The sequence below is a fragment of the Methylobacterium komagatae genome, from assembly GCF_042661665.1.
In the GTDB taxonomy this organism is placed as follows: Bacteria; Pseudomonadota; Alphaproteobacteria; order Rhizobiales; family Beijerinckiaceae; genus Methylobacterium; species Methylobacterium komagatae.
The window spans coordinates 1,026,630-1,040,989 of sequence record NZ_JBHSWN010000001.1; the positions used below are offsets into that span (position 1 = coordinate 1,026,630).

Annotated in this window: 5 protein-coding genes and 1 pseudogene; 1 reads left to right on the forward strand and 5 read right to left on the reverse strand. The window is 63.2% G+C overall.

The window, feature by feature from the left end; genetic code table 11:
• The 5 genes and pseudogenes from ACFQE0_RS05035 to ACFQE0_RS05055 form a co-directional block, all read right to left on the reverse strand.
• The gene (locus ACFQE0_RS05035; protein ID WP_378967672.1) at positions 1-1,434 is read right to left on the reverse strand and encodes a tetratricopeptide repeat protein; all 1,434 of its coding nucleotides are present in this window, start codon (positions 1,432-1,434) and stop codon (positions 1-3) included.
• Between the two features lie 397 nt (positions 1,435-1,831).
• Positions 1,832-3,208 carry a hypothetical protein gene (locus ACFQE0_RS05040; protein ID WP_378967674.1) on the reverse strand — a complete coding sequence of 459 codons (1,377 nt, stop codon included), beginning with the start codon at positions 3,206-3,208 and terminating at the stop codon, positions 1,832-1,834.
• Entirely contained in the window at positions 3,205-9,117 is a 5,913-nt protein-coding gene (locus tag ACFQE0_RS05045; RefSeq protein ID WP_378967676.1) for an AAA domain-containing protein, read from the reverse strand. The genes ACFQE0_RS05040 and ACFQE0_RS05045 overlap by 4 nt, the downstream gene beginning before the upstream one ends.
• A 368-nt stretch (positions 9,118-9,485) precedes the next feature.
• A complete protein-coding gene (locus ACFQE0_RS05050; protein ID WP_378967678.1) occupies positions 9,486-10,223 on the reverse strand; it encodes a 4Fe-4S single cluster domain-containing protein in 738 nt (245 codons plus the stop codon).
• Positions 10,224-10,482: 259 nt separating this feature from the next.
• Positions 10,483-11,049: pseudogene (locus tag ACFQE0_RS05055) on the reverse strand (AAA family ATPase); the annotation flags it as partial.
• Here ACFQE0_RS05055 and ACFQE0_RS05060 point away from each other — a divergent pair.
• The gene (locus tag ACFQE0_RS05060) at positions 11,050-11,604 is read left to right on the forward strand and encodes a hypothetical protein (protein ID WP_378967679.1); all 555 of its coding nucleotides are present in this window, start codon (positions 11,050-11,052) and stop codon (positions 11,602-11,604) included.
• The last annotated feature ends 2,756 nt before the right edge of the window (positions 11,605-14,360 follow it).

Below are 14,360 nucleotides of genomic sequence, written 5' to 3' on the forward strand. Positions count from 1 at the left end.
TCAGCGTCGACCGATGCCCCCGAGGGCACCACCTACGAGTCCCATGAAGGCGCGAGCCGCCTGCTCATTCTGAAGCCGCTGCTGCTCGGCCTGCCTTTGGCCCTCCATCAGGCGGTCCACCGCCTCCGAGGCCTCGCGATGACCTAGCCCCGCGGCCCGTTTGAAGAGGCGATAGGCTTCCTCCTGCCCCACCCCCTCGACACGACCCTTCGAGATCATCGTCGCCAAGCTGACCATGGCATCCGGATCGCCCAAATTGGCGCCCTGCCGGAAGCTCGCAAGGGCGCCGGCCAGATCGTTACGGCCCACCCGGGTGTCGAGAAGCGCCCAGCCGTAATTGTCGTAGGCTGCGCGATAGTTCTGTCGCATCAGGACCTGCAGCAGCGGCAAGGCTTTCCTGGGCTCCGACGCTTGATAGGCCCGGGCCAGCTGGTAGCGGTAGCGGCGCTCCTCCGGGTACTGCCGGGCAGCCATCTCGCAGGCCTCGACCGCTGACCCACCCGCGCTCCGCAGGACCTCCCAAGCCACGCCGGACGTGGTCTTGGGCCGATCAGGGTCATAAGGCCCCGCGGCAGACTGATCACACAGCTCACCGGCCCGGGCTATCTTCGCTTGCCGTTGCGCCTCGGCCTCCCGCTGGACGGCCTCTCTTTGCACCCGCTCGACGGCTTCGCGTTTCCCCCGCTCGACGCTTTGACGCCAGTCGGTCACGACCTTCCGGTCGACGATCAGGAGCTTGTCGCCGGTCCGCGGATGGAAGCCGGAGTTATCGAAAAATTCATAGTTCGAGCCTTCTCGCCAGTACCAAACTCGCGGCTGGCCAGTGACGGGATCGAACCAAGCAACGGTCGTGGGATCGACGGGCTTAGCGGGCCGCTGTTGCCGGGCGGCGCGCTCTTGCTCTTCTTTCCGGACCGTCTGCGACTTCGGCACGCAGACGGTAACCTCGGACTTAATTGAGAGAGAGCCGCCCGCTTCCGTGGTCTTCCGGTTTTCCTCCAGAATCTTCACTCGAACGAAGCCAGCGAGGTTCGTCTGTTCAAGTTGTTTGAAGCGCTGTTCGGCATCGCTGTTCACGATTTCCGCACGGTTCTCGCGGGACGACTTTACCTCGACGCCAACGACTTGGCTGATAGCGAGTTGGTTCGTCCGATCGAGGGCCCGTTTTCGTGCGGCGTCCATCTCGGACCAATTGCCGAAGTCTTCGTCGACACTGACTGGAACAGTCTCTTGCCGGGCGCAGTCACTGTCATCGTAGGCCAAAGCCGGCCCGAGAAGCAGGAACATTGCGGCAAAGCTCGCAGGCATTAACGCGCCATGGAGTCGCCTTGCCGAACTTTTGGGGAGAACCACGAAAGCGATCTCCTCGCCAACCAACCGTCCAGAGCGGCTTTGCGGACGGCCGCCCGCAGCGTCAAAAGACGTGGCCGTCATCGCCCGCGCTCCGACTTTCCGACGCCACATGCCGCACTCGTTGAGATTGTATTTAGTTCCGTCACTACTTCCAGATCGGGAGCGTACCGTCCAGTGATGGACGTGACGAAATCGATCTTTTGCCCGGATCGAGCTTTGGTAACCTGAATGGCGGTCAAAGATTCTGCGGTGGCTACCGCAGGCCCTACTCAAACACGAGTTGGCCACGATCTGGATTTTGGTAGAGTAGTAATGTGGAATTCGAGCGGCGATTTAGGCAGTATCGCCCAATTTTCATAATAGTGTTATACGCACTATGCGGATCTAATTTGCCGTATCGAACAAAACAATAGCTCCGCATTATAATAAGACATGGTTTACGAAAAAACTGGGCATTTTAAAATTAATATCATTCACATCAGCTTCGGGGAAGCGCGCGAGTTTGCGGTCTCGCAATTTTGGCCTCGGCCGATGGCGATGCGCTTGGAAGACTGATCGTCTTGACGGCCTGCTCGCCTGCGGGAAGGGCGCGTTCAATCTCGACATGACCGCCACGATCCGCCAGGACCGAACGAAGCTGGTCAAATTGCCCGCACCAGATTGTTTCCTGATCTTTGTCGCGCATGGCATTTCGCGGACTGGACGGCTGGTCTGAGCCGACTAACCGGGCCTGCATGCGCGATGCATCGGCAGGAGCCGCGAGTTCGACACCGTAATCGTCAGTGCCGGGGCGCCGTACGACAATGCGCCCCTCCTTCGCCCAAGCCGCTTCCATTCCTTCCCGAACCTCGTAGCCGAGCGATGCCAGCCCCCCGAGCACAGCCCGCCGCCGCGCTACAGCAGAGGCCTGGCGAAGCCCTTCATCGAGCATTGTCTCCCCATCAGTGATGCGCGCCCGCATCTCTGAGACATTTCTGTCGGTGATCGCGGCATCGAGTTGAATGCTGCATGCACGCCCCCTTTCGGAAGACAGTGCAGCCAACTCAGCGCGGACTTGCATCGCTTTAGCGGTGGCAGCTTCGATGGCGCGTTCGTCTCGCAGGCGCCGTGCAGCCTCAAGAACGAGCGAGTCTGTCAGGAGGGCACGTCGGTCCGCCGAAGGCTCGGCGGAAATCGAGAGTGCCCGCGCAGTCAGATCGGTGATGTCGACAAGTGTCGCACACGTGCTCAACTCCGAGAGCAACCCGTCGAGCCGTTCCGCCTGAGGGTCAGGTCGCGCATTCTCCTCGAGCCATTGAGCAAAAGTCGGGATAGGACCGCCAGCATTGAGCCGGGCTGCGAGGTCGCTCTGGCCGGAGGATTGCGTCTTCGGCTGGCCTTGTACCAGCGTGGCGATGCTGCTCTCCACGGTACGCTGCATGGCATCCAAGTCAGTGCCGGTGGCCGTCATCGCGCCCTCGATTGCAGCGGTGAGGGCGACCGGCACCGGTTGCCCGGCCTTGGCCAACGAGGCCGCGATCGAACGGGCCGCATCGAGCGTTCGCCGCTGCCGCGAGCGTTGGGCCGCTTCGGCGGCGACCGCTTCGCTTCTCAGACGTTCGCCCTCGAAGCGGAAATGTTCGATCGCTTGGGCTGCGTCCTTCTGAAGATCGACCCATTGTTCCGAGTGAAACAATGCTTTGAGGGCAGCCCGTCGCGTCGCTAGCTGCGTCTCAAGGGCGGAGCTTGCCAGTCCGAAGCGAGTTGCGTTGCGGAGTAGGTCGGCGGCGGACTCACCTACGAGTAAAAGCCAGCGCTGGCAGGTCGCTTCCAATTCCTCTCGGGTCACGACCCTGACGACCTTGGGACCGCTCATTCCGCCGCCTCCCTCACAATGGCTGTCGCAAGAGCCTCCCGAAGCCTTGCCCGCTCAGCTTCCGGCCGGCTGTACCAAGCGCTCGATGAGACGCGGTGCGTGCGCGGCACGGCGCGGCCCAGCACCTTGGGCCGCCAGACTTCGCGGGCTCTCGCCTTTTGGAGGAGACGGTGGCGCGGAGAGTCGCATTCGATCCCGAGGCCGAAAAGGCCCGTCCGTGGATCGACGATCGCATAGTCCAACCCGAAGACGTCGGTTTCGTCCGCGGACGGCACCGGCTCGTAGCCGAGTTCACGGATGTAGCGTCCGACCGCCTGAGCCAAGCCGTCGTGCTGGACAGCGCCGATCTTGATCTTACCCTGGCCCGGCGCAAGGCGCGTTTGGAGCGCCCGCGCGGCGGCGACGTCTCCAGACGCCATCTTCGCCGCATAATCGAGATAAGCTTGAAGAAAGTCGCGGGGCTTGTGCGGCACGCGCCCGGCTGCGTGCCAGTCCGAGATTTCGCTGAACGGCATCGAGGTCACGACGACGATCTTCTCCCGGGCGCGCGTGACCGCGACGTTGAGCCGTCGCTCGCCACCCGTCTGGCCGAGGACGCCGAAGAACCGGCGGAAGGCTCCCCGACGGTCACGGCCGAACGTGGTGCTGAAGACGATCCAATCGCGCTCGTCGCCTTGGACGTTCTCGACGTTCTTGACGAAGAAGCCCATGTCTTCGCCGCCCTGATTCCGTTCGCGTTCGGCCTTCAGCGCAGCGAGGAAAGTCGGGTCCGCCCCGGCGCGCTCCTCGATCTTGTCGGTGACGAGGTCGGCCTGCTTCTTATTGAAGGTCACGATGCCGATGCTCGGCCTCTCCGCAAAGGGAGCTGACCAAACGTTAGCCAAAAGCTCGACTAGGCGGTCCGCCTCCTCCGGGTTCGTCTGCGCGTCATAGACGCCGTCGACCCGGAGTACCTCGATCGGCTTGCCGCGACGGATCTCCTCGTCGGGGTGCCGGGCGGGAACGCTGAGGCGGTTGCCGTAGAAGGCACCGTTCGAGAAGCCGATGAGCTCGCGGTAGGTCGATCTGTAGTGGATCTGCAATGTGGTGGCCGGCAGGCATCCTCGCGCAAGCTGCAGGAGGTCCGGGCACGCGGTGACGTCTTTCTTGTTCCAGGCATCTTCGAGCGCCGAGCGTTCGGCCTCGGTGGCCGCTTCATCGGGCTGCTCGTCGATCTCGTCGTCGTCCTCCTCCTCCGCTCTTCCAGAGAAAAAGGCGCTCGGCGGCATCTGCTTCTCGTCGCCAGCGACGACGACCCTTCGCCCGCGGAAGAGGGCAGGTACGGCCTGCTCGACGGGGATTTGCGACGCCTCATCGAAAATCACGAGGTCGAAAATACCGGGCTTCAGGGGAAGGAGGCGGCTCGCCACATCGGGCCCCATGAGCCAAACCGGCCGCAGGCGCATGAGTCCGAGGGCTTCCCCCTTCTCGAAGGCGCCCCGAAGGCTCATCGGGCGCGGACCCCGTAGAGCCGTGACGACATTCCAATCGGCTTGGCGGCCGATCGAAGCCGGATCGATGCCGTGAGCCAGCACCTTTCGGTTCAGATCCCGCATCTCCGTGTCGAGCCGCGCCAAGTTGGCAACCTTGCGCGCCGTCTCGGCCATGTCGACCGAGAGTTCCGGATGCTCCGTCTCGATGCGGGTTTTCCAACCGAGCAGAGCCTCGCGCCGAAGGGTTGCTCGGACCACTTCGTCGAGTGCTCCGGCCAGGGCGCGATTCAACGCATCTGCGTGCGGCCGAAGAGCGGAAAACGCGGCGAGGCTTTCCGCGTCGAGCGACGCCGCCCGCGCCCGGAATCGCTGGAAGGCCGACAGCGTCGGCAGGGCCGCCATGACCGCTTGCACCGTTTGCGGCATGGGGCCGCCCCGACGGATGGCATTGATACAGCGTGTTGTCAGTTCGTCACTGAACGACGCTGCCAACGGCTCCAGGGCTTTGAGGCTCGCCTCGCGGGCGGCATGGCGTCGGAAGGCGGACTGGTAGCCGATTGCCAGAGCATGAAGGGCCGAACCGGAGGCGGACTCGATCACGTGCTCGGCGTCTGCGCGTCGCGGGCAGGACAAGGCTGCCTCGGAGTCCTTCGCAGCTTCTCTGAGAGACGACGCGATGGCTATTGTCTCCTCCCGCAGGGATTGCAACGGTGCCGGTGTCGAGGCTGGCGCCAGTCCGAGGGTCGCGCGCAGGCTGTCGAGGCGCTTGCGCAGCGGCCTGACTATGCCTTCCCGCGCCGTCGCCGCCGCGAGAGCCGAGAGGCCGGACTCGTCGCCCGCCTGTCCAAGACCGATCAAGTAATCGCGGCAGGACTTCCTGAGGCGTCGCCGACGCGGATTCAGCCTGCCGAAGAACCCGACCGGAGCCGTCGCCTCTCGTGCTTCGGCAGATCGGACCTGCAAGTCCTGATCGGAGAGCGCGGCCACCGGCTCGAAGAGCTTGCCTTCTGCTTGGGCCGGCGCTGCATTCTGCAAGTCGGAGGCGAGGGCCGCAAGATCGCGGGCGATGCGGTTGCCGGGCGTCTCGTTTCCCGTCTTGCTCTTGAACAGCGGAAACCACGCACGAAGCCGCTCACGGCGTTCGTCGGTCATGGCCGCCAAATGCCGAGCCCCGGTCTCGAGCCAGGCTCGATGGGGTGCGGGATCCTCGATCTCGAAGGAGGGAGGCAAATCGGCGAGCAGGGCTTCGCGGGCTTCCTCCGCCACACCGAAACTGGCCAGGGCCGCCTGGAATTCCGTGACCGTCGCGTGATCAACCGGGAACGCCTTCAACGCTGCCAGCGCGCTGCCCTCGAAGGCCGACGCGAGCCACAGAGACGCGTGGGGCCCACATTCCTCTTCGAGACGCGCCACGGCGTCGGCTCCGACGTTCGCTAGTATACGGCGCAGTTGAGGAGCATCGATCGCGAGACCGTCTTCTTCGATCGCGAGAAGCTCGCCTAGCATCTGGCGGTAGGTCAGGCCCGCCGCGTCATCCACGATGTGGAGGGTCTCGTGTCCGCGGTTGAGATCCTTTTCATTGACCTCGATGCGTGCCGCCTTGGCATCCCTCTGTTTCCGCAGGGCAGCAAGCGCTTCGGCATCGCCGGCACCGAGGGCCGCAACCTGATCGCGTAGCGCACGGAAGATGCCCTCGCGGTCGCGGTTGATATCGTTGACCATGAAAAGGCGCTCTCCGAGCCCCTCCGCATCCATCCGCTTTTGCACCACCTTAAGCGCCGCTTGCTTCTGGCAGACGACCAGAGCGGTCTCACCACGCCCGATGACGTCGGCCAGGATGTTGACGATCGTCTGGCTCTTGCCGGTTCCGGGCGGTCCCTCGACGAGGAGGCCGGGCGCCAGCCGCGATGCGAGAACCGCCGCGTCCTGCGACGGGTCGCCTTCCGCCGTGCCGAAGCGGTCACGTTCCGGCACGAGCTCCGGTTGAGGAGCTGCGGGCGTGCCGGAAACCCTGAGAGCGGGATCGAGCGCCGTCCCGGCCACGGGCTGGGCGCGCAACTGGCGGAGATCCTCAACGAGCGATTGACCGGCAAACTCGGCGTTGAACAGCACCGCCGACGGACACAACGCCATGGGCACCGCAGGAACCGCATCCTTGCCCGGCAAGCGGGCGAGGGTGTGTCCCTGTGGTTCAGCGAGATGGCCAAACCCATCCATCGCCTCGCCAAGCCGCAGAGCGGGCCGCTTCAAGAGGTCTTCGGCTGCCGAACGCCATTGCGCGAAGGCCTCTTTGCCGAGGAGCCCTTCGAGCGCTGGATTGAGCCGCACCTCCTCTCGCCCACGGTCAAAGGCCAGACTTGCCGTCTGACCCGCACCGCTCGGCAGATCGATCGACACCGGCCACAGCAGAATGGGCGCGATGCGCGGCTTGGTGTTGGACCGTCCGGGACGCATGTCGCGGGCGTGCAGTATTGGGAAGCCAAGATACCGTCCGTCGATGCCCGTATCGCGAACGAAGGTCTGGGCGTAATTGACCAGGTGACGAAGGCGGTACGCGATGTTCTGATCCGCTGTCAGAGCGTCGGGATCGATCGGCGTCGCGGCTTCGCCCCGAGCCAGGATCTGGTTCAGCAGCGCCTCGGCCGGGCGCGAGCCCGATCCGAGTTCCATCAGGTCGAGCCTCGGCGTGGTCTTACCCAGCACGAAGCGGACGAGTGGACCCCGGCCCACCGTGGCGGAGAGCCGCTTCTCGAAGACGTCCATCAGTTTGGCGACGTATTGCTGCCGCGGGGGCTCCTTCCACTGGTCTTCGGACACTGCCAGCAGGGTCGCCGCCCGCGCCAGCGGCATCCTGCGTTCGACTCGATAAGCATCGGCCCACTCGTCGATCGCGGGATTGCCGCAGCGGGCGAAATTGGCGATGCGCGCATCGACCGCCGTGAAGATCTCGCGCCGAGAGGCAGCAAGCGTTGTGCGCAGTGCGGCCTCATCCGTCGGTACGCCAGCCGAAGCAGCGGCCGTTCGCGTTGCGTTGATCAGCGCCTCCATCGGCACGAATTGATGGAGAGCCGCGCTGATGAGGATGATCACGTCCTCATCGCTAAGCCGGGACCGCTCGACGAGCATGGCAAGGCCGGCATGGTCCGTGTCGGGGAACAGGAGGCGCCTCGCCTCGCGCTCAGCATCCAGATTGGCCCGCGACGTCGCAAGCAGCGCGACGCGAGCCCGATCTTCGTCGAGTTCGACCTCGAGACGTTGGGCGCGCTCCCGGACGGCGGTCGCACGGGCCTTGAGGCGTGGTAGCCATGCCTCGCGCCCGAGCCGTTCCAGGTGTCTCGGCGCATCGCCGGTCACCAGGGCATAGCCCTGCTCGGGATGCGCCATCAGCCAGGCGGGGGTGACGATCTCGCCCCGGACCGACAACGGCAGCGCGGGGTTCATGGCCATCATGGCGATCGCGTGCCGAAGATCCGTGTCGAGGCCGTCGGCCGTCGAAGCACTCCTGACCAGCGAGAGGATGCGCGCATCCTCCTTGCGCTCCGCCAGCCACGTCGCCGTGGTCCCGTTGGCCGTCAGCGTCGCCGCTTCGTCCCAATGGCCGGCTTCGGCCGCCGCGAGCGCGAACGTCGCCGGGTCGGTGAAACTCCGACCAGCAAGACGCATGGCAGGCCCCGCCCGCTCATCGGTTTCAGGCGGGCCCGGCAAGGGCGGTGAGGGCGCGGCCCCATTGAGCCACGCACTGACCTCCCGGCCTCCCCAGCGTCGGTTCGGGTCGCGGACGAGCAATCCACGAAGGAGCGTCCTAATCTCACCGTCGATTGTATCGGGCAGTGAAATTCCGCGCGTGACGACATGCAGTCGGAATGCGAGGTCTTCGGTCCCGGCGAAGCACGCCCCGCGCGTCGCCTGTTCCAGGACGATCATCCCCAGCGACCACCAATCCGACGCGGCGCTCACCGCGCCGACAATGGCCTCGGGGGCGGAGTAGCGGGACAATTCGAGCGGCGCGACCTGTTCCAGATCGAAGTCCGACAGCCGTGCCGAGCCCCATCCCGTAACGACGAGATCGAAGCTTTCGGAATCGCGGATAAGCACGGTCGCCGGCCGCAGATCGCGATGCCGTAATCCTGCTTCGCTGAAAGAGTGCAGAGCCCGACCAAGCTCATCGATGGCGGTGCGCAGCCTTTCCGGCTCCAACCATCCCGCGGCGTCGAGCGAGCCGTTAGGCATGGGTTCGACCGCCTCGAAGGTGCGCCCGGCGATGCGCCCTGTCGCGAGAAGCTCCGGGACGTGGTCGGTGGGAAGGCGCCGCAGGGCCTCGTGTACGGCGGGGTCGGGCTCGCTCCCCGCGTGGTAGTGGACGATCCGGGCCGGACGGCCATCGGCTTCCCGCACGGCGTCGTAGACATCCCAGGGACCTGTTGCGGTCCCCGCCACCGCTCGACGGATATCTCGAAAGCCCTCGAAGGCGGGGGCGTCTCCTTCCTCTGCGGGTCGATCAGGGTGCGGGGCAGGTCCTGGGTCGACGGGATGGCCCTCCGCGATCTCGCCGCCGCAGACCATGCACATTTGGTCCCCGGGCTCCACCGGGTGACCGTTGACGCAGCAAGGCGTCGGCTCGACAGGTCGCGGTTCCGAGGGCGGAGGATCGACGGACTGATGTGGCTGCGAACTGCCGGCGGCGCGCAATTCTTCATCGCCGATGTAGTAGTCGCAATTCCCGCAGGTGATTTCCGACGGAGAGCGCTCACTGCCACAAGAGGGGCAGACGCGGACGATCACCGGGAGATCGTTGGTCGTATCGGTCACCGCACGTCCTCTGTCGTCGCCGCCGAATGACCGGCGGCTTTCAGCGCCGCAGCAAGCTTCACCATATCGCCCGGTCGCGGAATGCCGACCATGAACGCGTCGCCGGTGTCGTCGTCGAAAAGCACGTCGAGGGCGCGCGCTCCGACAGGCAAGGGGGCCTCATAGGCCGAGAAGAGTTCCACGCCCCGCGCGGTGAGTGGCACGAGACGTTGGTTGTCGCTGCCACGAAGGGCGAGCGTTTGTGGGGCATCGCGCACGAACGGGTCCGCAATGATGGCATCGATCAGGCCGCCGAGTTTGGATAGCTCGGGCTTTAAGTCCTCGAAGGCGCGCCCGGAATAAACGAGGACATTCCCGCCGCCGAGCCGGTTCCAGCCGCGCAGGAGCGTGGCGAGCGCTTCGGGCTGCTCGAACGGTTCGCCGCCCGATACCGTGAGACCATCGGCCAACGACACGGCTGGTGCGAGCGCATCCAGCACCTCGGCAACCGTCGTCATACCCTTGCCGACCGCCCAGGTATCCATCGACACGCAGCCGGGGCACCGGATCGAGCATCCCTGAAACCAGACGCCGACGCGCTGACCGGGGCCGAGCGTCGTGATGGGAAAATGGATGCGGGAGAGCGCCAGGACAGTCATCAGCTCGGCACCCCGGATCGGGTGGCTCAATGACCGTCCCGCCCTCGGAGTGCACATGAAGCGCGGTGACGCTGAAGGCGTCGCCAGGCGCGGCATCGCGGTCGAACAGGGCCCGGGCAAGCGGGCTGATCAACCCGCTTTCGACCTTGTTGCGGATGCCACGGCCGCCATTGGACAGATCGGACAGACACGCTTGCCTCAGGGCAGCGCGGGCATCGTTGGTGATGGTGACAGCGATGCCCTGATCCGCAGCGATTCCGCGAAGCACATCATCGACTTGACCTTCGAAAATCAATTCGGCGATCTCCGGTCTGATGAAGTCGAAGACCAAAACATTGTCGCCGATCCTGTTCAGGATCTCGGGGCGATTCAGAACGAGCTTGAAATGGCGATCGATCTCCGCACGCACCTTCGACTGGACGTCGAAGAAGGCGTCCTCGGCCGTGACGTTTGCCACACGAGATCCATCGGCTTCCAGGCGATAGATGCCGAGGTTCGACGTGAAGATGATGAACGCCTCGGAGAAATAGACCCGATCGCCGCGGCCGCTGGTGAGCACCCCGTCGTCCAGCACCTGCAAGAACTTGTCGAGGATGCGCGGATGCGCCTTCTCGATTTCATCGAAAAGCACAACCGAGAACGGTCTTTCGCGGATCGCGTTCGTGAGTTCGCCGCCGACGTCGTAGCCAACATAACCCGGTGGCGCCCCGATCAGGCGCTGGTCGGAGTGCTCCGCTGAGAACTCCGACATGTCGAAGCGGATATACGCTGTCTCGTCGCCGAAAAGCAGGCTCGTGAGCGCCTTCGCGAGTTCAGTCTTGCCTACACCGGTCGGGCCAGCGAGGAAGGTCACGCCGCGAGGGCGGCTACCGCGCCGGGGTGCTCCCACACCAGTGACCGCGCGCTTGACGATATCGAGCATGTGCGTGACGGCATGGTCCTGGCCTTTGACGCGCGCCTGGAGCGTTGCCGTGCCGTTTCGAACTTTCGTGCGATCAATCCCTCGCCAGGGATCTTCGCTCACCCCCACCTTGTAACGCCGAACGGCGTCGCCGATTGCCGCCAGGCCAATGCCTTCGCTTCGGGCGAGTTGCGCGATGGCGGACATGTCGACCAACAGCATTCCGTCCGTGCCATCGACGAACGCATCTACGGCGGACTCCTTCTCGTCGTCGCGCGCATCGGCAGGGCCAGCGAGGCTTCTCAGCAGGACCCGGGCGAGAACACCGCGCGCGAGATTGTCTGGTTTGCCGACCGGGATGTGCCTGATCCGGGGATTGTCGATCAAAAACCAATCCGGCAGGTCGCCTTCCTTATCGACGACCCAAATAACGGAGTTGAAGAACGGGCGCGGCGGCGTTCCAATGGGCCGGGAGCGCGCGACGTGGGAGGCGACGAGCGCCTGCATGAAGGCTTGATGCTCTGCGGCGTTCAGGGCGTCGTTGCGAATGATCAGTCTCGACGCGAAGTCGATTAGGAGAGCGATCGGTTCACCGGATCTGGCCGCGATCCGCGCGACTGTCGTCGCGAGCAGTTCGATCCCGGCGGGTGCTTGTCCCTGCGCATCCGGTTGCAGGCCCAGCGCCGCCATTGCGCTCAAAGCAGTTTGGAGTTCCTCTCCCGGCGCCAGCAGAGGGCGAAAGCCGTTTACGGGGTCGAAGTAGAGCACAACGACGAAGCCCGCTTCCCGCAGTTCGCTCCGTAGCGCCGCCGCGAGCGAGACAGGGACAGGCGCCCCCGATGTCACTTCCCACAGCTGATGATCCCGTACGTTGCCGGATACGACGAACTGTGGCTTAAGCGGTAGAAAGCGCCGCAAGTCACGCAACCAGCGTGGCTTTTCTGCTACTTGCGCAACCAAGACCGGATTTGTCACGCTCTTCGGCTCTGCTGCGCCAATGTACCGATGATATATTCACAAGTATCTACATGCAACGATACCCGTCAAGGCCAGCGCCGCAACAGATCAGGCAATTTTTAAGCTTCGGGTATAACGCGCCGTGCCGTTTAGCGGTACCTCCAGGAACATGAGCGATCTGCGCCGCACATCCTGACAGCCATACATGATCCAGGGCTTATACCGACCGTTGGTCCAGACCCATCGGCGGGATGTTCGACGTCTCCCGCAATCGTGCTCGACGCCGACGTTGCCGCTCTGCGGGTGTCATCGCTGTTGGTCCAATTGCTTTGCGCCCCGGCCGCTTCGTCGTGGGCTCAACCAACAGACCTTCACCGTACAATCGACGGATCCAGTGCATAGTCGCACCGGGCGTCAGATCATCCTGACGTGTGATCATCAGTAGGATTACGGCAGATAGCTTTTGGGGCCTCATGCCTCGTGGCATGCTGCGCATAAACCACAATAAGCCCGTGAGGCCATACTCCTGATAAGCCTGCCTATGATAAGCGATTACGAACGGCCACCGGTGCCGCTCCAAGTAATTCGCAATTTTCGCATTAAATCTGAGAGAGTACTCGCTCGGGCAACGCGAAGGTGATGCTGTAGGGTTCCGAGCAGGTAAGTCTCTCATGCCGGACCGATTAGCAACCGCTCGCTTGTATCGCTCACATACAGGCTTGAGGCGCTCGTTGAGATGGCGCGCATATGCCGATTCCATCTCGCAACGAAGGCTTTCTAGCCTGTCCTTCGTCGCATCATCGAGGCGGAAGCGTTCTCCTGTGTCCAACACGCCAACCTGCTTCTCTACCAGAAAGGAAGAAACCGCCGCCGAACTGTGACTCATTTCGTGACCAAACGCTAACCCCGATTTTGGTCATTTCGTGATTTAATGCGTGACAAGATCATGGCTACTCGGATTGGCTCGCTACTAACAATTCGTGACATATACCGTTACGTTCACGGCTAACGCACCGACTATGTCGACCACCTATCCTGTGATCTGCCAAACCCGCGGAAAAAGGCCACCATCGGCCGCTGGCCACACAAATGCTGCACGTCTCCACCTGGCAAAGCTCTCTAAAGTCTGAGCTTTCAAGCCAGCTTGGACGCTGCTTGGGCAGAATTTTTCCGCCCGGGCTCGGTCGTGATCGACTCATCGCATCAAGCAGCATCTTCGCCTACTTCGCGGCTTGAGCGAGCGCGAGCAAAGTCTGTTCAGCCACCTGAACGGTAGCAGTGCCATGCTCTAGGATCGTTCGACGATCGCGATCCTCCCACGCGATCACGCCGCAGCATCGCCAGGGCGGGACGCTCGTGCTGCCCCCCAAATACGTCTGCCTCGGACGATCCCCCCTGTCTCGAAGTCGGCGTCTATTAGGCCGAACCCCTCATGTGTCCGAATTTTTTGGAAGTGCTCCGAAGGGGATATTTCATAGATAATTAGCAGCCCTGGTAGTCCGGCCCCGCGTCTGCGGAGATCAAGATTATCCCAGCGAAATTGGCAGCCCTCCGAAGGCTACCGCCGGCCTCAGTCAGATCCGGGTTCCAAGGTGGGTGGCCAATTTGAAGTTTTTGAATTGGCCACCCATTCCCATAGGTACGCCCAACGTGTGGGCTGCCAAAATTCATGTCACCTGACTGGCCACACACGGCATCGGCGGCGAAATTTTCATCCGCATATTAGCAGCCCACTCCGCAGATGGAGTTCGCTAATTTTGGTAGCGCAAATTAGCAGCCCACCTCGGAAACGGTCCGCGCAATTTTCGCGATCGGATAATGGCAGCCCCGACGCAGGGCCACTTTGGGCAGGATTTTTTGATAAATTAGCCACCCTTCTATGTCATTGACTTAAAACGTTTTTTGATTTTTCTCGTTCGATGAGCGGGTTTCTATTTTTTCGGGCTGCACAAACCCCAAAACCAAGGCTCACACACCTGCAATGGCACCCACCGTTTCTGGCTAAAGCAGCCCAAATGGCCGCCACTTAGGGCTGCCGAAAACGGCGTTCGGGAAGTGCCCAAGGTACCTCAGCAGGCGGGCTCTCAGCCCCGAAATTGGGCTGCCTCAGCCAGGAATATTCCTGGTTTCGGACCTGCATTTTGCGGTCTCATGCAAACCGTAAAATGCCAGGATCACCCCAACGACGGCCGGCGATCTCGCGCAACCAAGTTGGAATCGGTGCCTCATAGCCGATCCAGCCCTTCAAAAGCTCGATCGAGGCCACCCGACGGGCATTCTCGGCCCCCAAATCAGGGTCTGGATGGGCCGAGACACCCCCAAAATGACGATCTCCAGAAGGCCCAGAAGGAGACCCAGGCTCCGACGATCCTGGC